A 22164-nucleotide genomic window follows, 5' to 3' on the forward strand; every position below is an offset into this window, starting at 1 on the left:
AAGGACAGGGCGGAAGCGCAGCCCGGCGGGGAGTTGCCGGACGGGCCCAGCCAGCAGCAACGGGACAGGCCGCGCGGCCGGCGACGGCGGCTCGACGCAGCGACGACGCCCCGCCCGGCGGGCGCAGCCCCCGGCAGCAACAGCGCGGGGCCATGGCCGCGCAGCCAGCGAGCAAGCTCAGCGGCCGGGAGGGAAGTTGCCCGACGGGCCCCGTGGGCAGCAACGATGCCTCCGGCCCAGCGGCAGCAAGGGCGTGCGGCGGCACGCCGCGCGGGCAGCAAGGGCGCTGCGGAAGCCTAGCTCAGCAGGGAAATTGCCGGACGGGCTGCGCGGGCACGGATGCCTGGCGGGGGTGGCCACCGGCAAGCAAGGGCATAGCCAGGCGGGCACAGCCTCGGCAGCAAGAGTGCGCGGGGGGCAGAGCCCGGTGTGCACCAAAGACGCCGTGGAGGCCCAGCCGGGCCGGCGATCAGGATCCGTGTGATGGCGGGTGCCATCGACTGGGCGCCAGCGCCCACTTCTGCGCCTGTGGCGCGGTCGGCCACGGCTCCCCGGGACAGGGGGCGCCTGCGCGCGGCCGGCCACAGCTCCCCAGTACGGGGCGCGCCTGCGGCGCGGCCGGCCACGGGCTCGCCGGGGCGAAGGCGTCTGCGGCGCGGGTCAGCCAGGACCTCGCCGGAGGCGTCAGCGGCACCGGCGCGGAAGACCCAGCGCACGCCGGCCAGTGGGTCAGATGCCGTAGTCCTTCAGCTTCAGCGTGTTCGCCGCCTTCAGGGTCATCTTGTCGAACACCCCCGAGAACATCCGGGTCGTCAGCATGCGGTGCGACTGGTTCCGCAGCCACAGCCCTCGCGCCGTGCGCGGGGCCAGGAACGGGCCGGTTCCCTTGGCCTGCTTGGCACCCGCCTCGGCGGCGGGGCGCACCGCCGCCTCGTACCGTGGGAACGCCGCCCGGTGGTCGCCCGCCGCCGCGGACAGCTCGCCCGCCAGCACGTACGCCGCCATCATCGCCAGGCCCGTTCCGCCGCCGCCCGGGCCCACGCCCCATCCCGCGTCCCCGACCAGTGCCACCCGGCCGCTCGTGTATCGCGGCAGGTACACGTGCGCCAGCTCGTCGAAATACAAATCGCTGGCGGCGTGCATCGCCTCCAGCAGGCGCGGCACCTCCCAGCCGACGCCGGCGTAGACCTCCGCGATCACCTTCTTCACCTGGTCCTCGTCCTTGCGGTCGTAGCTCAAGCCGTCCGCGGCGAAGACGAAACCGACGCTCGCCGGGCCTTCCGGGTCCTGCGCGGCGTACGTCACGCCCCGGCCGAGCACGTTGTAGATCAACCCGGTGTGGTCCAGCCGCAGGTGGTTCGGGGCGCTGAAACCCGCACACGCGTACCCCATCTCGGTCCGGAACCGCGACTCCGGCCCGAACGCCAGCGCCCGCACGCCCGAATGCAGTCCGTCGGCGCCGATCACCAGGTCCACGGTCCGCGGGGCGCCGTGGGCGAACGTCACCTCGACCCCCGAACCGGTCTCGGTCAGGGACGTGATCCAGTCGCCGAACACGTACTCCGTCCGGTCCTTCGTCGCCTCGTACAGCACGCGGCTCAGGTCGCCGCGCTGGATCTCCACCTCACCGCTGATCATCGACGCCGGCAGGCTCGCCACACGCTTGCCGGACGCGTCCAGGATGTGCTGCTCCCCCATCGACGTCTGGTGCGCGCGGATCTCCTCCAGCAACCCCATCCGCCGCAGCACCGCCATCTGCTCGCCGCGGAAGTCGACCGCCTGCCCGCCCTCCCGCAGGGCGGGCGCCCGCTCGACCACCGTCGTCGAATACCCCAGGCGGTTCAGCCAGAACGCGGTGGACGGACCGGCGATGCTCGCCCCGGAGATCAGCACTGTCTTGCTCATCGCAACTCCTCGACTCGGTTGCCCCGAGCTTCGCGAGGACCGCTGACCGCCGGCTTACCGTTCGCTGACCGGCATCCGCGTCACGCCCGGCCCGTCCCCGGGGATTGCCCGGCCGCGGGTTACCCTGCTGGCCGTGCTGGTGCTGCTGCCTCCTTCGGAAACCAAAGCCGCCGGTGGGGACGGCCCTCCGCTGGATCTGGACGCGCTGTCGTTCCCCGAGCTGAACCCTCTGCGGCGCAAGCTCGCCGACGCCCTGGTCGAGCTGGCCGGGGACGTGCCGGAGAGCCTGAACGTGCTGGGCCTGTCGGGGCGGCAGGAGGACGAGGTCGCGCGCAACGCCGCGCTCTGGAACGCCCCCACCCTGCCCGCGCTGGAGCGCTACACCGGCGTGCTCTACGACGCCCTCGACTACGGCGGCCTGCGCCCGGCCGCGCGGGCCAAAGCGGACCGCCGGCTGGCCGTCGCGTCCGCGCTGTTCGGCATCGCGCGCGGGGACGACCGCATCCCGGCCTACCGCCTCTCCGGCGGCACGACGCTGCCCGCGCTCGGCACGCTGCGCTCGCTGTGGCGCCCGGTCCTGGAACCCGCGCTGGCCGAAGTGGACGGTCTGATCGTCGACCTGCGCTCGGGCGCCTACGCCGCGCTGGCCCGCGTCCCGCGCGCCATCACGGTGCGCGTGGTCACCGCGAGCGGGCGGACGGTGAGCCACTTCAACAAGGCGTACAAGGGAAAGCTCGCCGCCGCGCTGGCGACCGCCTCCCGCGAACCCTCCACAGTGGAAGGCCTGATCGGCGCGGCCGAGCGTGCGGGCATCACGCTAGACCGGGTGGGTGAGCAGGAGCTGGAGCTGATCACCGACCGGTGAACCGCTCCGGCCGGTAGGGCGCCAGATCCACCGGCACCTCCTCGCCGAGCGCGAGGCCCGCCACGAGCCGACCGGCGAACGGTGCGACCGTGAGCCCACCGGGGCCGAAGCCGGTGGCGATCAGCACGTCCGGACGCTCCGCCAGCGGGCCGAGCAGCGGCAGGCCGTCGGGTGAGGCGGGGCGGAAGCCGATGCGAGTTTCCAGCAGCGTCGCGTCGGCCAGGCCCGGCGCGACCGTCAGAGCGTGGTCCAGCACCTCCCGCTGACCGGCCGCGGTGATCCGGTGGTCGAACCCGGAACCGGTCTCCCGCGTGGCGCCCGCGACGACCCGCGAGCCGGGGAAGGCCAGCAGGTAGTGGCTGGACACCGGCAGCACGACCGGCCAGCGCGCGGTGTCCACCCCGGGCAGCTCGAAGTGGCTGATCTGGCCGCGTTGCGGCGCCACGGCCACCGACGGCACCAGCTCGCTGCTCCACGCCCCGGCCGCCACGACGACCTTGTCCGCCGCCAGCTCCTCCCCCGCGACGCGCACCCCGCGCCCGGCCAGCTCCGCCGCGCCCTCGGCGATCCGGGCGCCGCGCGCCACCGCGGCGTCGAGCAGCGCCTGCCGCATCCGCCGCCCGTCCACGCGGCCGCCGCCACTGACGTGCACCGCCGCCAGGTCGGGCGCCAGCGCGGGGAACAGCTCACGGGCCTGCGCCGGGTCGAGCCGGGAGACCTCGCCGGCCGCCGGTTCCCCCGCCGCGCGCTCACTCACGCGCTGATAGGCCTCGTCGAGTTCGGCCGGGTCCGCCGACACCACCATCCCGCCGACCACCTCGAACGACGTCTCCCCCGCGCCGTCCTCGGCCAGCTGCGCGATCAGCTCCGGGTAGTACGCGGCCGCCGCGGCGGCGAAGCGGTACTCGTCGTCGCCGCGGCGGCTGGTCCACGGGCACACGATCCCCGCGCCCGCGGCCGTCGCCACTCCGGGGCGGCCCGCGTCGACCACGACGACTTCGGCGCCGCGGCGGGCGAGCTGGTGGGCGGTACTCGCCCCGGCGATGCCGGAGCCGATCACGATCACGCGCATGCCGCCAGTCTGCCGGTAATTCGGTTGCGGCCGCAGCGCCGCTGCGGGCATGATCACCCGCACGCCGGTGCACTGGGCCCCGGTGGTGAGTGAAGGAGGTGCGTTGTGTCCGTCGTTGTCCTGGGCCGTGCCTTCCTCGCCCATCCACCCGCCCCACCCGCCTGATCCACGGCGCCGGTGGGGCACCTCAGCCATGGAGACCCACCAGTGCGCCAGCACGATTTCGAAGAAGACCCCACCCCGCGCTCCCGTCGTCGTCGCCCGCGGTTCGACGACGAGATCAACCCCGTCCGCAGCGGCCGCCTGACCGAGCTGGAACGGCAGCGGCTGGCCCGCCTGCGCGAGGACAACTACGCCGAACCCGAGGTCCCCGGCGGCGCCGATCGCTACTCGACCTGGGACAGCGCCGAGCACGGCCCCCGCCCGCACCCGGTGTGGGTGATCACCGAACTGGCCGCCGTCGACACCGAACTGGGCGTCCTCAAGACCGGCAAGGAGGCCGAGGTGCACCTGCTGCGCCGCGGCCTGCCGGACGGCAGCCGGGAATGCCTGCTCGCCGCGAAGCGTTACCGATCAAGCGAGCACCGCCAGTTCCACCGCGACTCCGGTTACCTCGAGGGCAGGCGCATGCGCCGGTCCCGGGAGAACCGGGCGATGGCGCAACGGACCTCGTTCGGCCGCAACCTCATCGCCGAGCAGTGGGCGGTCGCCGAGTTCGCCGCGCTCAGTCGCTTGTGGACGATCGGCGTGCCGGTGCCGTACCCGGTGCAGCGGGACGGCACGGAACTCCTGCTGGAGTTCATCGGAGAACCCGACGGCACGGCTGCGCCACGCCTGGCGCAGCTGCGGCCCGACCCGGACGAACTACGCGACCTGTGGTTCCAGACGGTCGGGGCGCTCGACGTCCTGGCGTCGGAGGGGCTCGCGCACGGAGACCTGTCCGCCTACAACATCCTCGTCCACGACGGCCGGATCGTGCTCATCGATCTGCCACAGGTCGTGGATGTGGTGGCCAATCCGAGAGGAGCGGAGTACCTCACCCGTGACGTCCACAACATCTCCGCGTGGTTTGCCGCGCGAGGACTGCAGGTGGAGGCCGATGACCTGGCTTTCGACCTGCGGGAGCGGGCGGGGCTGACGTGAGGTCCCCCGCGGTCTTCAGGTAGTCTGATCACAGTCCGCAACCGGGTGACGTGAATTCGGGTCACCCCCTTCATGGGACGCGGACACACCACCGATGGCGCAGCCGCGCCGGGTTCGTCCTTGTGAAAGCCCGCCGAACTTGTCTTCCGCCTGCCTGCGCGCAGGCAAACCGGGCCTCCCTTGCGACGTACCACCACGTCCGAGAGGCAATGCGTGAGCATCACCCTTGAGTCCACTTCCACCGTGCAGTCGTTCGCTGACCTGAACCTGCCCGAGCCCCTGCTCGGGGCTCTGGCCAAGGCCGGCATCGACGCACCCTTCCCGATCCAGTCGGCGACCCTGCCGGACGCGCTCGCCGGGCGCGACGTGCTCGGCCGGGCGCAGACCGGATCCGGGAAGACCCTCGCCTTCGGGCTGGCCCTGCTGGCCCGCCTCGAGGGCGGCCGGGCCCGGTCGCGGAAGCCCCGCAGCCTGGTCCTCGTCCCCACCCGCGAGCTGGCCCTCCAGGTCAGCGACGCGCTCACCCCGCTGGCCCGCGCCCTGGGCCTGTGGTGCCGGACCGCCGTCGGCGGGATGGCCTTCCCCCGGCAGGCCGAGGCGCTGCACCGCGGCGTCGACCTGCTGATCGCCACGCCGGGCCGTTTGTCCGACCACGTCCGGCAGGGCACCGCGGACCTCAGCGAGGTCCAGTTCATCGCCATCGACGAGGCCGACCAGATGGCGGACATGGGCTTCCTGCCCCAGGTCCGGGAGATCCTCGACCTGACCCCGCGCGACGGGCAGCGGCTGCTGTTCTCCGCGACGCTCGACGGCGACGTCGGGCAGCTGGTCAACCGGTACATGCACGACCCGGTCGAGCACTCGGTCGCGCCGGCCACCGCCAGCGTCGACACCATGGACCACTACGTGTTCCAGGTCTCGCGCCAGGAGAAGCAGACGGTGGTCACCGAGATCGGCGCCCGCGAGGGCCGCACGATCATGTTCGTGCGCACCAAGCACCACGTCGACCGGCTCACCGACCGGCTGCGTGAGCGCGGTGTGCGGGCGGGCGCGCTGCACGGCGGCAAGTCGCAGGGCCAGCGCAACCGGGTCCTGCAGGACTTCCGCGACGGCCACACCACGGTGCTGGTCGCCACGGACGTCGCCGCGCGCGGCATCCATGTCGACGACGTCAGCCTGGTGCTGCACGTCGACCCGGCGGCCGACCACAAGGACTACCTGCACCGCGCCGGCCGCACCGCGCGCGCCGGTGCGTCGGGCACCGTGGTCACGCTGATCACGCCGGACCAGCGGCGCACCGTGCGCCGGATGACCGACAAGGCCGGCGTGCGCGCCGACCAGCTGGTCGTGCGGCCCGGCGACGCGAAGCTGACCGACATCACCGGCGCTCGTGAGCCGAGCGGGGTCCCGGTGGTCGACCGTCCGCGTGACACCGCCCCGCGCCGGGGTGGCGGCTCGCGTGGCTTCGGCGGGCCGCAGCGGCCGCGCCGGGGCGGCGGTTACGGCTACGGTGACCGCGACCGCGGGCACGGTGGCGGCTACCGGCAGGGGCGTCCCGGCCGCGGCCCGCGCCGCAGCAGCACGCCGTCGGCCAGCTGACGCGCTGAACGAACGAACCGCCGCGATCCCAGCCCGGGGTCGCGGCGGTTTTTTCATGCGCTCTGTTCAGCCAGGGCGGCTTCGTAGGCGCTGCGCAGCTTCACGAACACCGACTCCCGCCCCGCCGGGCGCGGGATGCCGAGGTGCTGTTCGCGCAGCTCGTCCATGAACTCGTCCCACAGCTGCGGCCCGCCGCGCTCCAGCAGCTCGGCTCGCACGGCCAGCTCCCGCGTGACCGGCAGGTGCCGTCGGCCCCACGCGCCCAGGTGCGCCATGACCGGCACGAGCTGGATCGCCGGTTCGGTCAGGCTGTAGATCACCTTCTGCTTGTGCGTGGGATCCGGGGCGCGGGACACCAGCCCCAGCTCGGTCAGCCGCTGCAGGCGGGACGCGAGGATGTTCGACGCGATCCCCTCCTGCGAGTTCTGCAGCAGCTCCCGGAAGTGCCGCAGGTTGCCGAACATCATGTCCCGGATCACCACCAGCGACCACTTGTCGCCCAGCACCTCGACCGACAGGTTGATCGGGCAGCCCGACCGGCGTTCGTCCGTCATCCCACCCTCCTTCCGATTGCAGTTTACAACCGGTTCCGGAAGCAGTACAGTTCCTCAAAACCGATTGCAACTCACAACCAGTCAGGAGAACTCCGATGAGCACGGTGATCAGCACCCCCACCATCTCGGTCGACGGCTACATGGCCGGCCCGCGCCAGAGCCGCGAGCACGGGCTCGGCGACGGGGGCGAGCGGTTGCACCGGTGGATGTTCGAAGCCGCGGAGGAGAACCGCGCCGAGCGCGAAGCGATCCTCGGCCACGGCGCCTACATCATGGGGCGCAACATGTTCGGCCCCATCCGCGGCGAGTGGGACGACCCCGACTGGCGCGGCTGGTGGGGCGACGAGCCGCCGTACCACGCGCCGGTCTTCGTGCTGACCCACTACCCGCGCGAGCCGATCGAGATGGCGGGCGGCACGACCTTCCACTTCGTCACCGACGGCATCGAATCGGCGCTCGAACAGGCCCGCGCCGCGGCCGGCGAGCGCACGGTGGCGGTCATGGGCGGCGCGTCGACGATCGACCAGTACCTCCAGGCCGGCCTGATCGACGAGCTGAGGCTGACCATCGCGCCGACGGTGCTGGGCGACGGCGCGCGGCTCTTCGCGGGCGTGACGACCTTGGACCTGGAGCCGGTGTCGTCCCGCACCACGTCACTGGCCACCCACCTGACCTACCGCGTCCGGAGCTAGATCGGGAACAGCTCGAACGTGCAGGCCAGCGGCACCCCGAACGACTCGCCGGCCAGGGTGGCGAACTGGCGCAGGAACGGCTCCGGCTCGGCCATTTCGCCGCCCAGTGCGGCCAGGTACGCCTTGTGCTCCCGCAGCGACGCGACCGCCGCGTCGAAGGTGTCCGTGATGTCCACGGCGTGGGTCTGCACCGGCGAGCCGCACACGGCCACCCACCGCACGCCGCTCCACGGCTCCAGCCCGAGGTCGCGGAACAGCCACCGGTTCGCGGCGTCCCGGACCGCGTCCAGCGTCGCCACGCCGACGTTGCGGTGGTCGGCCATGTTGTACCCGCCGCCGGGGAAGGACTCGCGGTGGTTGAGCGTCACCACCAGCTCCGGGCGGTGCCGCCGGATCGCCGCCGCGATGTCCCGCCGCAACGGGACCCCGTTCTCGATCAGGCCGTCCGGGTGGTCCAGGAACTCCACCTCCTCGACCCCGACGACCCGGGCCGCGGCCAGCTGCTCCCGCGTCCGCAGCGGGCCGGCCTCCTCGGGCGGCAGGCTGTCGATCCCGGCCTCGCCCCGCGAGGCGAGCACGTAGACCACCGACTTCCCCTGGCCCGTCCAGCGGGCGATCGCCCCGGCCGCGCCGTACTCCAGATCGTCCGGGTGCGCGACCACCGCGAGCGCCCGGTTCCAGTCCTCCGGCATCGCGGCCGGTCTCGTGTCGGTCATGGCCCCTCCACTGCCCAGCGCGGGCTCGGTGCGACACTGCGTGACGTGAACCTACCGGCTTCCTCCTCTCCAGAGCAGGTTTTCGACTGGCTCGACACCGCGGCCGAGAAGCGCGCGGCGGCCGGGCTGACCCGCCGGCTGCGGCCGCGGGGAGCCTCCTCGACGGAGCTGGACCTCGCCGGCAACGACTACCTCGGCCTGGCCCGCGACAAGCGCGTCGCCGGCGCCGCCGCGGCCGCCGCCCTCCGCTGGGGCGCCGGGGCGACCGGTTCCCGCCTGGGCACCGGTTCCACCGAGCTGCACACCGAGCTGGAGTACGAACTGGCCCGCTTCTGCGGCGCGCAGGCCGCGCTGGTGTTCTCCTCGGGCTTCACGGCCAACCTCGGCGCCGTCACGGCCCTGTCCGGGGCCGAGTCCGCGATCGTCAGCGACAAGCACATCCACACGTCGCTGATCGAGGGCTGCCGCCTGTCCCGCACCGACATCGCGGCGATCAACCACTGCGATCCGGCGGCGATCAAGCACGCGCTCGCGACCCGCCGCAAGCCGCGGGCGCTGGTGGTCACCGACTCGGTGTTCTCCGTGGACGGCGACCTCGCCCCGCTGGGTGAGCTGGCCCAGGTCTGCCGCGAGCACGGCGCGGCGCTGCTGGTCGACGACGCGCACGGGTTCGGCGTGCTCGGCGACGGCGGCCGGGGCGCGGTGCACGCGGCCGGGCTGGCCGGTGAGCCGGACGTGGTCACCACGATCTCGCTGTCCGCGGCGCTCGGCGCGCAGGGCGGCGCCGTCCTCGGGCCGCGCCGGGTGATCCGGCACCTCGTCGACACGGCGCGCAGCTTCATCTTCGACACCGGTCTCGCGCCGGCCAGCGCGGCCGCGGCGCTGGCCGCGCTCGGAGTGCTCAAGTCCGAGCCCGGCCTGCCGGAGAAGGTCCTCACCAACGCGGTGACGCTGTCGAGCCAGCTGCGCGCCGCCGGGTTCCGGGTGAGCAACCCGGAGGCGGCCGTGATCTCGCTTCAGGCACCCTCGGCCGAGTCCGCCGCGGAATGGGCGGGCCGCTGCGCCGAGCAGGGGGTGCGGGTCGGCTGCTTCCGGCCGCCGTCGGTCCCGGACGGCATCTCGCGGCTGCGCCTGACCGTCCGGGCCGACCTCACGGAGTCCGATGTGGACACCGCGGTGAAGGTGATCAGCGAGTCGGCGCCAGCCGGCGCCGCATCGTGATGTGCGGGATGCCGTCCTCGTCGAACTCGTCGCCCTCGGCGACGTAGCCGAACTTCTCGTAGAAGCCGCGGGCGTAGGTCTGCGCGTCGAGCACGCTGTCCGCGTCGCCGACCGAGATCAGCGCCGCGGTCATCAGGCGCGCGGCGAGGCCCCGGCCGCGGGCGTGCTTCGCGGTGACCACCCGGCCGATGCGCTGGACGCCGTCCCCCTCGTCGAGGACCCGGAGGTAGGACTCGATGCCGTCCGGCCCGTCGATCCAGAAGTGGCGGGTCGTCGGGTGCAGGTCCCGCCCGTCCAGCTCGGGGTACGGGCAGTTCTGCTCCACGACGAACACCTCCACCCGGAGCCGGAGGATGTCGTACAGCTGCTGCGTGGTCAGGTCCGGTCCGCGGACGCCTCTGTCGGGGTTCACGGACTCCTGACTACCAGAACACGAGCCGCGACGACTCGGCTTCGCTGCGAATCTCGTTCACGTAGGTGATCACGCGGGTGTAGACGCCGGGCTTGCCGGGTTGCGCGCAGCCGTCGCCCCACGACACCAGCCCGATGAGCGTGCCACCCACGACCAGCGGCCCGCCCGAGTCGCCCTGGCAGGCGTCGACCTGGCCCTCGGGGTAGCCGGCGCAGACCATCGACCGGGAGTCGTAGTTGGAGTAGCTGGCCCGGCAGCCGGAGTCGCTGATGACCGGTACCTCGGCCTTGCGCAGGACGTCCGAGCGCGCCCCGCCCTCCGAGGTGCGGCCCCAGCCCAGCACCGTCGCCCGGGTGCCCTCGGCGTAGAGCGAGTCGTCGCCGGGCAGGTTCACCGGCTGGTACGGCAGGCTCTGGGCGAGCTTGAGCACCGCGACGTCGTCACCCTTGCCCGGGTCGGAGAACGAGTCCGGCACCCACACCTCGCGCACGGACACGGTCTTGCCCTCGTTGGTGCGCTTGTCCGTGCGGCCCGCCACGACCCGCAGGTCGGCCCGCTTCACAGCGCTGGCGCAGTGCGCCGCGGTGGCCACCGCGGTCGAGCTGACGATGACCCCGCCGCAGAACTGGTTGCCGTTCTTGTCGGTCAGGTACACCGCGTACGGGTAGCTGCTGGTGGACGCCTCGGTGCCGCCGACGATGTTCGGGCGGGCGCCGCTGCTCGGCACGGCCGCGGCCACCACCGGCAGGAACGCGGCGGCGGCGACGACCGCCGTCAGCGCCAGGCGGAACTTGCGGTCGCGTCGACGGTGCTTCGCCATGCGCGCGCTCCCTTCGGAAAAGCTGGATCATCCCCCGGTGTCACACCCGATGGTCGAAAATCGACTTCGGGGCGTGAGATTGCCGCACATACAGTAATCGACAAGGGCCCGGAACCGGTGTCACTGAATCGGGTGGTCTCCCGTTCTGCGAAGCTGGAGACGTGCGAGGAATCGTGGCGCTGCTGCTGGCGCTCGGGCTCGTGGCGTGCGGCGCCCCACCCGAGCCGCCGCCCCCGCCCGTGCCCTCGCCCACGGTTCCGGCGACCACGACCACCGCGCCGTCGACCACGACGACCACCGCGCCGGCCTGGACCGTCGGCGCCACCCCATTGCCCCGACGCCCGGACGGCTTCGGGCAGATCCAGCCGACCCCGGCCGTGCTGCGCGACCGCCGCCTGCCGACGAAGGACCTGCTGCCGCCGCCCGCGGACGGCCACTACGCCTCGACGGTCAGCGCGGTCCCGGCGGACGTTCTGGCGCGCAGCACCTGGCAGCCCGCGTGCCCGGTGGCCGCGTCCGGGCTGCGCTACCTGACGATGTCGTTCTGGGGCTTCGACGGGAAGCCGCACACCGGCGAGATGCTCGTCGGCGCCTCGGTCGCGCAGGACGTGACGCGCGTGTTCGGGCAGCTGTTCGCGGCGCGGTTCCCGATCGAGGAGATGCGGGTCACCTCGCCGGCCGAACTCGACGCGCCGCCGACCGGGGACGGCAACAACACCAGCGCGTTCGTCTGCCGCCCGGTGCGCGGGCAGACGAACTGGTCGGCGCACGCGTACGGCCTGGCGATCGACCTGAACCCGTTCTGCAACCCCTACACCAAGGACGACCTGGTGCTGCCGGAACTGTCCTCGGCGTACCTGGACCGGTCGTGGGTGCGGCCGGGCATGGTGGAGGCGGGTGACGCGACCGTGCGGGCGTTCGCCGCGGCCGGCTGGAGCTGGGGCGGGGCCTGGCGGGAGCCGGTCGACCGGATGCATTTCACCGCGACCGGCGGGTAGTGACGGGAACAGATTCCGGGTCCGGGCCGGTTGTACCGGATCGGACTGCTTGGGAGGTAACGCACGTGCCCCACTACGACCTGGTGATCGTCGGAACCGGCTCGGGGAACTCGATCCTCGACCCCCGGTTCGCGGGCTGGAAGACGGCGATCGTGGAGAAGGGCGTGTTCGGCGGCACGTGCCTGAACGTCGGGTGCATCCCGACCAAGATGTTCGTGCACGCCGCGGACGTGGCCGCGACGCCGTCGGTGTCCAGCCGGTTCGGCGTGGACGAGACGCTGGACAAGGTGCGCTGGACCGACGTGCGCGACCGGATCTTCGGCCGCATCGACCCGATCGCCGAGGGCGGGCGCGAGTACCGCAAGAGCCACGAGGACAACGCCGGTGTCACCGTGTACGAGGGCCAGGGGCGGTTCACCGGGCACAAGGAGCTGACGGTGTCGTTCGCGGACGGGCGGCCGGACGAGGTCGTCACCGCGGACAAGTTCGTGCTCGCCGCCGGCGGGCGACCGGTGGTGCCGGACCTGCCGGGCCTGGCGGACGTGCGCTACCACACCTCGGACACCGTGATGCGGCTCGACGTGCTGCCCTCGCGGATGGTCATCGTCGGAAGCGGGTTCATCGCGGCGGAGTTCGCGCACGTGTTCCGCTCGTTCGGGGTCGAGGTCACGCTGGTGGCCCGCTCCGGCGCGTTGTTGCGCAGCGAGGACTTCGACCTCAGCAAGCGGTTCACGGAGCTGGCCGAGCAGCGGTTCGACGTGCGGCTCAACCGCAAGACCGTGCGGGTGCGGCCGTCCGGGACCGGGGTCGCGCTGGAGCTGGAGGGACCGGAGGGCGCCGAGACCGTCGAGGCGGACGAGCTGCTGATCGCGGTCGGGCGCCGGCCGAACACCGACCTGCTGGACGTGGCCGCGACGGGCGTGACGACGACCGAGAGCGGGCACGTGGTGGTCGACGACCACCAGGAGACGGTGGTCGAGGGGATCTACGCGCTGGGCGACATCTCCTCGCCGTACGAGCTGAAGCACGTCGCCAACCACGAGGCGCGGGTCGTGCAGCACAACCTGCTGAACCCGGACGCGCCGATGACGGCCGACCACCGGTTCGTGCCGCATGCGGTGTTCACCTCGCCGCAGATCGCCTCGGTGGGTCTGACCGAGCAGGAGGCGCGGGCGCGCGGCGTGGAGTACGTGACGTCCACACAGGACTACGCCGGCATCGCCTACGGCTGGGCGATGGAGGACACCAGCGGGTTCGCGAAGCTGCTGGCCGACCCGTCGACCGGGCAGCTGCTCGGCGCGCACATCATCGGCCCGCAGGCCTCGACGGTGATCCAGCCGCTGATCCAGGCGATGAGTTTCGGCCTCGACGCGAAGTCCATGGCGCGCGGCCAGTACTGGATCCACCCGGCGATGCCCGAGCTGATCGAGAACGCGCTGCTGAACCTGCCGCTGTGAGCGCTCAGCGAGCCGAGCAGGCGTCGGCGATCGTGGCGGTGTCCCAGTAGAACGGGCGGACCTCGGTGATCCGGCCGTGCCCGACCGCGATGGTCTGCAGGATCGGAAAACGCAGTTCGCGGCCGGTCGCGCGGGCGCGAGCGCGCACGTGGGTGAGCACGACGAGCGGGCTGGTGGTGCGGAGGAACTCCTGGTCCACCATCTCGAAGGTCTCCCACGCGCCGCTCATCGCGAGGAAGAACCGCTCCAGCCCCTGGTGTCCGCGCCACACCCCGCCGTAGGGCAACGCTTCGGCTTGGTGGAGGACCACGTCCGGGGCGAAGAACGGGGCGAGCGGGCCGAACGAGGCGCGACCAGGGCCACCGGCGGCGAGGTAGGCGGCCTCCGCCGCGTACATGCTCCGGAGCACGGAAAGTTCAGCGGTTTCCATGAGCACCACTGTGGATCACGTCGCGGCCGGAGCCTGGCGGGAATCAGACGTAACGCGGCCGTCCCGCTCGCCGCCACGGTGCGCCGCCGGGCGCGTCCCGGTGCGCGGGCGACGGATGCGGCGGCGCGGTTCCCTGCACACCACGACGTGGCGCCCGGCGGAGGCGGCGGTCCTACGAGGCGGCCACGGCGCCAGAGCTGCGCGACGAGCTCGACGCGATCGTTCCGCCGCCACCCTTCCCCGCGCCGGACGGGCGGTCAGACGTAGCGCGGCCGTCCCGCGAAGAAGCCGAACACCATCTGCCCCGCCACCACGGCCAGCAGCATCGCGAACGGCACGGTCCACCCGTGCGTCACGTCGTGCAGCAGGCCGAACAGGAACGGGCCCACCGCGGCCAGCAGGTAGCCGATCCCCTGCGCCATCGCGGACAGCTTGGCCGTCTCGGCGCCCGTGCGGGCCCGCAGCGCGATGGTGGTCAGCGCCAGCGAGAACACCGCCATCCCGATGCCCATGAAGATCGACCACAGCAGCGGCGCCGCGGCGGGGGCGACCATCAGGCCGGTCACGCCCGCGATGCCGAACACCCCCAGCAGCAGGATCCACCCGCTCTGGCTGCCCTGCTTCGCGGCCAGCGGGGGCACGATCAGGCTGACCGGCAGACCGAGGATCGACACCAGGGCCATCATCAGGCCCGCGTCGGCGCGGGTCACGCCCGCGTCCATCAGCACCTGCGGCAGCCAGCCCATCACGATGTAGGCCAGGCATGCCTGCATGCCGAAGAAGACCGTCACGATCCAGGCCAGCGGGCTGCGGAACAGCGATCGCGCGGCGGTCGCGTTCTCGCCCGAGTTGGTCCCGCCGGGCCGGGTCCGCGCGGCCGCCAGCCACAGCACGAGCGCCGCCACGGCCAGCGCCGCCCAGCTGGCGAGCCCGGGGCGCCAGCCGCCGAACGCGCTGTCCAGCGGCGGGGTCAGCGCCGAGCCGAGGGCGCCACCGGCCTGCAGCGCGCCGGTGTAGAGCCCGGTCATCAGGCCGATCCGCGTCGCGAAGGACTCCTTGACCACGACCGGGATCAGCACGTTCGCCAGCGCGATCCCCGCGGTCCCGATCAGCGTGCCGCCGAGCACGACCAGCGGCCCGTCCAGCACCCTCAGCACCAGGCCACCGGCCAGCAGCACGAGCGCGAGCGTCACGGCCGTCGCGATGCCCAGGCGCCGGGCGACCACCGGCGCGGTCAGGCCGGCGAGCGCGAAGCACAGCCCGGGCATGGTCGTCAGCGCCCCCGCCCAGGTGGCGGACGCGCCCAGCGTGTCCTGCATCTCGTCGAGCACCGCGCCGACGCTGGTCACCGCGGGCCGCAGGTTCATCGCCGCCAGCAGCACCGCCACCGCGAGCAGCCCGCTGCCGATGAGCACGCGGGGCGCGGGGACGCGCGTCTTCTCCTGCACCGATGCCTCATCATTGACGGTCACAGGGGCTAGTATGACAAACATAGGATGATCGGGTGAAGGGATATCCCCGTGCCACTCGCCACTACCCGCCGGACCGGTCTCGTGGACCAGGTGATCGGGCAGCTCAGGGACGCCATCGCGCAGGGCGAATGGGCCATCGGCCAGCGGATACCCACCGAGGCGGCGCTCGCCGAGAGCCTCGGGGTGGGACGCAACACGGTCCGGGAGGCTGTGCGCGCGCTCGCGCACAGCGGGCTGCTGGAGGTGCGTCAGGGCGACGGCACCTACGTCCGCGCGACGAGTGAGGTCTCCGGCGCGATCCGCCGGCTCTGCGGCTCCGAGCTGCGCGAGGTGCTCGGCGTCCGGCGGGCGCTCGAGGTGGAGGCCGCGCGCCTGGCCGCGATGGTTCGGACCGACGAGGAGCTGGCGACCATCACCGAGCTGCTCAACCAGCGCGACGACGCCTACCGGGTGGAGGACATCGAGACCTACGTGCGGGCGGACACCGAGTTCCACCTCGCGGTCGTGCGGGCCGGCCACAACGCACTGCTCACCGAGCTGTACCGCGGAATCCTGGAGGCGGTGACGGCGAGCGTCGCGGCCACGACGGACCCCCACCTGCCGGACACCGAGGCGATCGGCCACCGCGGCCTGCTGGAGGCCATCGCGGCGCGGGACAGCGAGCGCGCGATGGCCGAGGCGGCCGGCTTCCTGGACAACCTGATCGCCGAGGCCTGACCGACGCCGGCGTGCCGGAGCCCACGTGGCAGCCAACCGGCGCTCGCGGAGCGACCGGCCGCCCGGCCATGCCTGCGGCAACGGAGGACGCCCAGCCCAAAGGGCACGAGGCGTGTCTCACCACGCCCGAGACAGCGCCGGCGCCGCGACGCCGGACAGTGACTCGGCGGCCGGCGAGACCTCCGGTCAGGCGGGCGGGTGGCTGGACTGCCGCGGGGATCTGGGATCTGTGGCGGCCGGCGGGTGCGGTGCGCGGGCCGGCGGACGTGGCCGCGCCCGGTCGCCTCCGCCGAGCCCGCGGGAGGGCGTCACGCGGCCGGCGCGGCGAAGTCAGGGCAGCGTGAGGATTTCCGCGCCGTCGGCGGTCACCACGAGGGTGTGCTCGAACTGGGCCGTCCAGCTCTTGTCCTTCGTGGTGACCGTCCAGTCGTCGTCCCAGATGTCGTAGTCGATCGAGCCGAGCGTGATCATCGGCTCGATCGTGAACGTCATGCCCTCCTCGATGACCGTGGTCACCGACGGGTCCTCGTAGTGCAGCACGGTCGGCGCGGTGTGGAACGCCGGGCCGACGCCGTGGCCGGTGAAGTCACGCACCACCCCGTAGCCGAACCGCTTCGCGTACGACTCGATCACGCGGCCGATCACGTTCAGCTGGCGGCCAGGGCGCACGGCCTTGATCGCGCGCATCGTCGCCTCGTGGGTGCGCTCGACCAGCAGCCGCACCTCCTCCGAGACGTCCCCGGCGCAGAACGTCGCGTTCGTGTCGCCGTGCACGCCGCCGATGTAGGCGGTGACGTCGATGTTGCAGATGTCGCCGTCCTGGATCACCGTCGAGTCCGGGATGCCGTGGCAGATGACCTCGTTCAGCGAGGTGCAGCAGGACTTCGGGAAGCCGCGGTAGCCCAGGGTCGACGGGTAGGCGTTGTGGTCGAGCAGGAACTCGTGCACCACCTTGTCGACGTCGTCGGTGGTGTTGCCCGGCTTGACGGCCTTGCCGCCCTCCTCCAGCGCCTGCGCGGCGATCTTGCTCGCCACCCGCATGGCCTCGATGACCTCGGGCGTGCGCACGCCGTTGCCGGTGTCCCGCTTCGGCGCCGGCTTGTCCACGTATTCGGGGCGCGGAATGCTGGCGGGCACGGGGCGGCGCGGCGTCTGGACGCCAGGGGTCAACGGAGCACGCTGGGACATGGCTCCACCCTACGACCCCCGCGGGCGCGGCGGCCGTGAGCCCGGTCAGAACAGCACGGTCGCGTACCGGCCGACCTGGCTGAACCCGATGCGGCGGTAGGCGGCCAGCGCCGGGCTGTTGAAGCTGTTCACGTACAGGCTCGCGGTGCGGCCGAGCCCGTTGACGAGCCGGCTCACCACCGCCGCCGTCCCGGACGCGCCCAGGCCGTGCCCGCGCCGGTCCGGGCGCACCCAGACGCCCTGGATCTGGCCCACGCTGCGGGACATCGCCCCGATCTCGGCCTTGAACACGACCTCGCCGTTCTCGAACCGGGCGAACGCGCGTCCGCTGGAGATCAGTTCCGCGACGCGGGCGCGGTAGCTCACGCCACCGTCACCGGCGCGCGGGTCGACGCCGACCTCCTCGATGAACATCGCGATCGCCGCCGGCAGGTACCGCTCCAGCTCGTCCGGCCGCACCGGGCGCACCAGCGGGTCCGGCTTCACCGCGGGCTGGGTGTCCATCGCCATCAGCGGCTGGTCGTCGCGCACCTCGCGCGCCGGGCCCCACTCCCCCGCCAGCTCGTCCCACAGGCCGAGAACCTGCTCGGCCGGGCCGACCAGCGACGAGCACACGCGTTGCTTGCGCAGGGCCCGGTCGGCGAAGGACCGCAGGGCCGCCGCGTTGCCGCGCAACGGGATCAGGTTGGGGCCGGAGAAGCAGAGGCCGGGCAGGCGGCCGCCGCGGGCGCCCCGGTAGTCGGCGGCCCACAGCTCGCCGCCGAGGCGCCAGGGGTCCAGACCGGCCACCTCGACGCGCGCGCTGACCATGCAACTGGCCACCGGGTCCGCCGCGAGCACGGCGCGGACCACGGGATGATCCCGATCACTGAGCAGCCGTGCACCGGCAAGCCGCAACACATCCACCAGATTGCCAGATGGAGTGGTGGATCGGGAAATCGTGGGGGATCACGGGGCGCCGCGGTAGGTGCCGAAGGTCCACAGGTTGCCCTCGGGATCGCGGGTGGTGAAGGTGTGCGAGCCGTAGTCGGTGGCGTGGAGGGGCTCGACGATCTCCGCGCCGGCTTGGCGCACCCGCTCGTGGATCTCGTCGACGTGGTCGGTGACCACGTACGCGGCGCCGGCGTCCTTCACGTCGCCGTGGACGCCGTCGGTGTGGCTGGCGCTGCCGAACATGACGCCGCCGCCCTCGGGCCAGCGCAGCTCGGCGTGTGCGATCTGCCCGTCCTCGCCGGGCACGACGAGCGTCTCGCGGAAGCCGAACACCCCGGTGAGGAACTTCAGCGCGGCGTGCGCGTCGTCGTAGCGGAAGGCGGGCCAGACGGTGGGTGGGTTCTCGGTCATGCCCCCGAGTCTGGGCCCGCTGAAATGTCCTGGTCTTGGAGGAATGGGAGTTCCTCGGCGATCCAGGTGCGCGGCGAGCACCCGGCGAGAGCGCGCCACTCGTTGGACAGGTGGGCCTGGTCGTAGAAGCCGCAGTCGACGGCGAGGGTCGCCAGGTCGGTGGGGGCTTGGCGGAGCCTGGCGATAGCGCGCTCGAAGCGGAGGACGCGGGCGGCTTGTTTGGGCGGCAGGCCCAGCTCGCGGCGGAAGCGTTCGGCGAAGTGGCGGCGGCTCCAGCCGACCTCGGCGGCGAGGTCCTCGACGCGGATCAGCCCGCCGGCCGCGGTGAGGCGGCGCCAGGCCCAGGCGACCTCCCGGGCGGGTTCGCGGTCGGAGCGGGCGCGGCGGAAGACGTCGTCGAGGATGGCGAAGCGGTGGGCCCAGGTGGGGGCGTCGGCGAGCCGTTCGGCGAGGTGCTTCGGCCCCAGCTCACCGAGGTCGACGACGCAGCCGGCGAGGTCGGCCGCGGAGACCCGGAACAGGGCGGGCACGGCGAGCGGGTCGATCTCGATGTGCACGCCGGCCTGGACCGCGTCCTGGGCGATCAGGGCGGGCGCGGTGTGCATCCCGCCGAGCGCGGCGGTGTAGCGGCCCGGCGACTGGTCCGGGCGGGGCATGCCGGTGAAGCGGATCGGCTCGGCGAGGCTGATGACGAGCGTGACGTGCCGCGAGGGCAGCCCGCGGTGGGTTTCCAGGGTCACGCCACGCTGGGCGTAGCCGATGTACCGCGCGATCGCGGGCCGCAACGACGGATGCGGTGCGCGAATCTCCCAGTCGGCGGGCATGGGCTCAGAACTCGGCGGTCTCCAACCGGATCGCGAACGGATCGCCGACCTCGACCGGCTGTCCGAAGGGGACCCGCACCGTCCGGCTGTAGACGCCCTGAACCCCGGTTGCGCGGATACCGACACCCAGCGTGTGGAAGATATCCAGCGCTCGGTTCCAGGCCGTCTCGGGACGTGCGAATGCGGTGCTCATCGACCCACTCCCGTTCTGCCGTGGCCCTCTGCCAGGAGGCTAGCTCACCGTGACGACGGGAGAACCGCTTCCTTCCGCGTCCCCCGCCTCTTCGGCGATCCGCATCGCCTCTTCGATCAGCGTTTCGACGATCTGGTGCTCCGGCACGGTCTTGATGACCTCGCCCTTGACGAAGATCTGGCCCTTGCCGTTGCCGCTCGCCACACCGAGGTCGGCCTCGCGCGCCTCGCCGGGGCCGTTCACCACACAGCCCATCACCGCGACGCGCAGCGGGACCTCCATGCCCTCCAGGCCCGCGGTGACCTCGTCGGCCAGCTTGTAGACGTCCACCTGCGCCCGGCCGCACGACGGGCACGACACGATCTCCAGCTTCCGCGGCCGCAGGTTCAGCGACTGCAGGATCTGGATGCCGACCTTGACCTCCTCGACCGGCGGCGCGGACAGCGACACGCGGATGGTGTCGCCGATGCCCTGCCGCAGCAGCGCGCCGAACGCCACCGCCGACTTGATCGTGCCCTGGAACGCCGGGCCCGCCTCGGTCACACCCAGGTGCAGCGGGTAGTCGCACTGCTCGGCCAGGATCTCGTACGCCCGGATCATGATCACCGGGTCGTTGTGCTTGACCGAGATCTTGATGTCGTGGAAGTCGTGCTCGGCGAACAGCGACGCCTCCCACAGCGCCGACTCGGCCAGCGCCTCCGGGGTGGCCTTGCCGTACTTCTTCAGCAGCCGCGGGTCCAGCGAACCGGCGTTGACGCCGATCCGGATGGGCGTGCCGTGGTCCTTCGCCGCCTGGGCGATCTCGGCAACCTTGTCGTCGAACTTCTTGATGTTGCCCGGGTTCACCCGCACCGCGGCGCAGCCGGCCTCGATCGCGGCGAACACGTACTTGGGCTGGAAGTGGATGTCCGCGATGACCGGGATCTGCGACTTCTTCGCGATCGCCGGCAACGCCTCGGCGTCGTCCGCGGACGGGCAGGCCACGCGCACGATGTCGCAGCCGGCCGCGGTGAGCTGCGCGATCTGCTGCAGCGTCGCGTTCACGTCCGCGGTCAGGGTGGTCGTCATGGACTGCACCGAGATCGGGTGTTCACTGCCGACGCCGACGTTGCCCACCATGAGCTGGCGCGTCTTGCGGCGCTCGGACAGCACGGGGGCGGGCAGGGCGGGCATACCAAGCTCGACGCTCATCGAATCCTCTACGGCGTGAGACGGGCTGCTGACGTTGTCCAGCTTACTCACAGGCCTGGCCCGGCACGGTGGCGACCAGCCGGACCGAGTTACCCCGCACGGAGGTCTGACCTGGGAAAACGCGTTGCTACCGCAGCCTGATCGGGTTGACGATGTCGGCGGTGACGGTGAGCAGGGTTACGGCCCCGCCGATCAGCACCAGCACGACGGTGACCGCGGACAGCTTCGAGTAGTCCACCGGGCCGCCCGCGGCCTTGCCGCGCAGCTTGCGGATCCAGTCGCGCACCCGCTCGTACCAGACGATGGCGATGTGCCCGCCGTCCAGCGGCAGCAGCGGCAGCAGGTTGAACACGCCGACGAAGAAGTTCAGGCTCGCCAGCAGGAGCAGGAACAGCGACCACAACCCCTGCTCGACGGCCTCCCCGCCGATCCGGCTCGCACCGACCACGCTGACCGGCGTGTTCGGGTCGCGCTCGCCACCGAAGATGGACGACACCACGGCCGGGATGCGCTCCGGGAACTCCAGCAGGCGCTGCCAGGTCTGGACGAACATGTCGCCGGTGAAGGTGGCCGCGCCGCCGATCGCGGTGACGGCGTTGTACTTGAGCGTGTTGGGGAAGGTCACGCCGATCGAGCCGACGGAGACGATCTTGTCCGGCCCGCTCGGGTTGGCCGGGTCGGGCACCGGGCGGTCGACCCGCACCACGTCCACGGTCAGCGGCACGATCCGCCCGTCGCGCTCGACCTCGAACCGGGTCGGGCCGGACAGCTTCTGGATCAGGGCGGTGACGTCGGAGTAGGTCTCGGTGCGGGTGCCGTTGACCGACACGATCTCGTCACCGGGCTGGATGCCACCGGTCTTGGCCGGGGCCGCGTCGCCGGGCCGGCACACCGGGTTGGCGAACTCCTCGTCGGTGGTCGCGCTGCGCACGCAGTCGGCCACCGCGGAGATCGCCGGCTTGCCGACGACCGCGTTGGGCAGGCCCATCGTGGCGGCCATCAGGTAGAGCACGACGAAGCCCAGGATGAAGTGCGTGGCCGATCCGGCGGCCATCACGACGGTGCGCTTCCAGGTCTTGAAGCGCCACATCGCGCGCGGCGCCTCGTCCGGCGTCACCTCGTCCAGCGCGGTCATGCCGGCGATGTCGCAGAACCCGCCGAGCGGGATCCACTTCAGGCCGTACTCCGTCTCGCCGCGGCGGAAGGAGAACACCTTCGGGCCGAACCCGACGAAGTAGCGGCGGACCTTCATGCCGAACGCCTTGGCGGTCAGCATGTGCCCCGCCTCGTGCAGTGCGACGGACACGCAGATGCCCAGCGCGAACAGCACGACTCCGAACACGTAGGCCAC

23 protein-coding genes are annotated in these 22164 nt (G+C 72.4%); 8 read left to right on the forward strand and 15 right to left on the reverse strand.

The window, feature by feature from the left end; genetic code table 11:
- Window positions 1-729: 729 nt before the first annotated feature.
- On the reverse strand, window positions 730-1905 hold the full coding sequence (locus IE290_RS36955) for an FAD-dependent monooxygenase (RefSeq protein WP_191249420.1): 1176 nt from the start codon (window positions 1903-1905) through the stop codon (window positions 730-732).
- Window positions 1906-2038: 133 nt separating this feature from the next.
- Between IE290_RS36955 and yaaA the strand changes: the two genes are divergently transcribed.
- Window positions 2039-2770, forward strand: a complete 732-nt coding sequence (gene yaaA, locus IE290_RS36960) for a peroxide stress protein YaaA (RefSeq protein ID WP_191249421.1) — start codon at window positions 2039-2041, stop codon at window positions 2768-2770.
- Here yaaA and IE290_RS36965 read toward each other — a convergent pair.
- Window positions 2757-3842, reverse strand: a complete 1086-nt coding sequence (locus tag IE290_RS36965; protein ID WP_191249422.1) for an NAD(P)/FAD-dependent oxidoreductase — start codon at window positions 3840-3842, stop codon at window positions 2757-2759. The genes yaaA and IE290_RS36965 overlap by 14 nt on opposite strands.
- Window positions 3843-4049: 207 nt before the next feature.
- Between IE290_RS36965 and IE290_RS36970 the strand changes: the two genes are divergently transcribed.
- Complete coding sequence (locus IE290_RS36970; protein ID WP_191249423.1) at window positions 4050-4985, forward strand: serine protein kinase RIO; 936 nt, start codon at window positions 4050-4052, stop codon at window positions 4983-4985.
- Window positions 4986-5198: 213 nt separating this feature from the next.
- A complete protein-coding gene (locus tag IE290_RS36975) occupies window positions 5199-6584 on the forward strand; it encodes a DEAD/DEAH box helicase (RefSeq protein ID WP_191249424.1) in 1386 nt (461 codons plus the stop codon).
- 53 nt (window positions 6585-6637) lie between these two features.
- On the opposite strand, the gene IE290_RS36980 is transcribed toward IE290_RS36975, so the two are convergent.
- Window positions 6638-7138 carry a winged helix-turn-helix transcriptional regulator gene (locus IE290_RS36980; RefSeq protein ID WP_191249425.1) on the reverse strand — a complete coding sequence of 167 codons (501 nt, stop codon included), beginning with the start codon at window positions 7136-7138 and terminating at the stop codon, window positions 6638-6640.
- Window positions 7139-7233: 95 nt separating this feature from the next.
- Here IE290_RS36980 and IE290_RS36985 point away from each other — a divergent pair, with 95 nt between their 5' ends.
- Window positions 7234-7830, forward strand: coding sequence for a dihydrofolate reductase family protein (locus tag IE290_RS36985; protein WP_191249426.1), 597 nt, complete (start codon window positions 7234-7236; stop codon window positions 7828-7830).
- On the opposite strand, the gene IE290_RS36990 is transcribed toward IE290_RS36985, so the two are convergent.
- Window positions 7827-8546, reverse strand: coding sequence for a PIG-L deacetylase family protein (locus tag IE290_RS36990; RefSeq protein ID WP_191249427.1), 720 nt, complete (start codon window positions 8544-8546; stop codon window positions 7827-7829). The genes IE290_RS36985 and IE290_RS36990 overlap by 4 nt on opposite strands.
- Window positions 8547-8591: 45 nt before the next feature.
- Here IE290_RS36990 and IE290_RS36995 point away from each other — a divergent pair, with 45 nt between their 5' ends.
- On the forward strand, window positions 8592-9767 hold the full coding sequence (locus IE290_RS36995) for an 8-amino-7-oxononanoate synthase (protein WP_191249428.1): 1176 nt from the start codon (window positions 8592-8594) through the stop codon (window positions 9765-9767).
- Here IE290_RS36995 and IE290_RS37000 read toward each other — a convergent pair.
- Both IE290_RS37000 and IE290_RS37005 read right to left on the reverse strand, forming a co-directional pair.
- Complete coding sequence (locus IE290_RS37000) at window positions 9733-10179, reverse strand: GNAT family N-acetyltransferase (protein ID WP_191249429.1); 447 nt, start codon at window positions 10177-10179, stop codon at window positions 9733-9735. The genes IE290_RS36995 and IE290_RS37000 overlap by 35 nt on opposite strands.
- Window positions 10180-10189: 10 nt before the next feature.
- On the reverse strand, window positions 10190-10999 hold the full coding sequence (locus tag IE290_RS37005) for a S1 family peptidase (protein WP_191249430.1): 810 nt from the start codon (window positions 10997-10999) through the stop codon (window positions 10190-10192).
- Window positions 11000-11172: 173 nt separating this feature from the next.
- On the opposite strand from IE290_RS37005, the gene IE290_RS37010 reads away from it, so the two are divergent.
- Both IE290_RS37010 and IE290_RS37015 read left to right on the forward strand, forming a co-directional pair.
- Complete coding sequence (locus IE290_RS37010; RefSeq protein ID WP_191249451.1) at window positions 11173-11997, forward strand: M15 family metallopeptidase; 825 nt, start codon at window positions 11173-11175, stop codon at window positions 11995-11997.
- A 65-nt stretch (window positions 11998-12062) separates the two neighbouring features.
- Window positions 12063-13454, forward strand: a complete 1392-nt coding sequence (locus tag IE290_RS37015; protein ID WP_191249431.1) for a mycothione reductase — start codon at window positions 12063-12065, stop codon at window positions 13452-13454.
- A gap of 4 nt (window positions 13455-13458) precedes the next feature.
- Here the strand turns inward: IE290_RS37015 and IE290_RS37020 are convergent, their stop codons facing one another.
- Complete coding sequence (locus IE290_RS37020) at window positions 13459-13884, reverse strand: nuclear transport factor 2 family protein (RefSeq protein WP_229874935.1); 426 nt, start codon at window positions 13882-13884, stop codon at window positions 13459-13461.
- A 257-nt stretch (window positions 13885-14141) separates the two neighbouring features.
- Window positions 14142-15377 (reverse strand): CynX/NimT family MFS transporter, encoded by a 1236-nt coding sequence (locus IE290_RS37025; RefSeq protein ID WP_373300654.1) that lies wholly within the window; start codon window positions 15375-15377, stop codon window positions 14142-14144.
- A 27-nt stretch (window positions 15378-15404) separates the two neighbouring features.
- On the opposite strand from IE290_RS37025, the gene IE290_RS37030 reads away from it, so the two are divergent.
- The gene (locus tag IE290_RS37030) at window positions 15405-16073 is read left to right on the forward strand and encodes a FadR/GntR family transcriptional regulator (RefSeq protein ID WP_191249432.1); all 669 of its coding nucleotides are present in this window, start codon (window positions 15405-15407) and stop codon (window positions 16071-16073) included.
- A 330-nt stretch (window positions 16074-16403) separates the two neighbouring features.
- Here IE290_RS37030 and map read toward each other — a convergent pair whose 3' ends face one another.
- The 7 genes from map to IE290_RS37065 all read right to left on the reverse strand — a co-directional run bounded on the left by map (window position 16404) and on the right by IE290_RS37065 (window position 22164).
- Window positions 16404-17261, reverse strand: a complete 858-nt coding sequence (gene map, locus IE290_RS37035) for a type I methionyl aminopeptidase (RefSeq protein WP_191249433.1) — start codon at window positions 17259-17261, stop codon at window positions 16404-16406.
- Between the two features lie 45 nt (window positions 17262-17306).
- Entirely contained in the window at window positions 17307-18161 is an 855-nt protein-coding gene (locus IE290_RS37040) for a GNAT family N-acetyltransferase (protein WP_191249434.1), read from the reverse strand.
- A 48-nt stretch (window positions 18162-18209) separates the two neighbouring features.
- Window positions 18210-18605 (reverse strand): VOC family protein, encoded by a 396-nt coding sequence (locus IE290_RS37045; protein ID WP_191249435.1) that lies wholly within the window; start codon window positions 18603-18605, stop codon window positions 18210-18212.
- A complete protein-coding gene (locus IE290_RS37050) occupies window positions 18602-19429 on the reverse strand; it encodes a helix-turn-helix domain-containing protein (RefSeq protein ID WP_191249436.1) in 828 nt (275 codons plus the stop codon). Before IE290_RS37050 ends, IE290_RS37045 begins: the two co-directional genes overlap by 4 nt.
- Before the next feature lie 4 nt (window positions 19430-19433).
- Window positions 19434-19622, reverse strand: a complete 189-nt coding sequence (locus IE290_RS37055) for a hypothetical protein (RefSeq protein ID WP_191249437.1) — start codon at window positions 19620-19622, stop codon at window positions 19434-19436.
- Between the two features lie 39 nt (window positions 19623-19661).
- A complete protein-coding gene (gene ispG / locus IE290_RS37060; RefSeq protein ID WP_191249438.1) occupies window positions 19662-20813 on the reverse strand; it encodes a flavodoxin-dependent (E)-4-hydroxy-3-methylbut-2-enyl-diphosphate synthase in 1152 nt (383 codons plus the stop codon).
- A gap of 127 nt (window positions 20814-20940) precedes the next feature.
- Window positions 20941-22164, reverse strand: a complete 1224-nt coding sequence (locus tag IE290_RS37065) for a M50 family metallopeptidase (RefSeq protein ID WP_191249439.1) — start codon at window positions 22162-22164, stop codon at window positions 20941-20943.

The organism is Amycolatopsis deserti, assembly GCF_014653945.1.
In the GTDB taxonomy this organism is placed as follows: Bacteria; Actinomycetota; Actinomycetes; order Mycobacteriales; family Pseudonocardiaceae; genus Amycolatopsis_E; species Amycolatopsis_E deserti.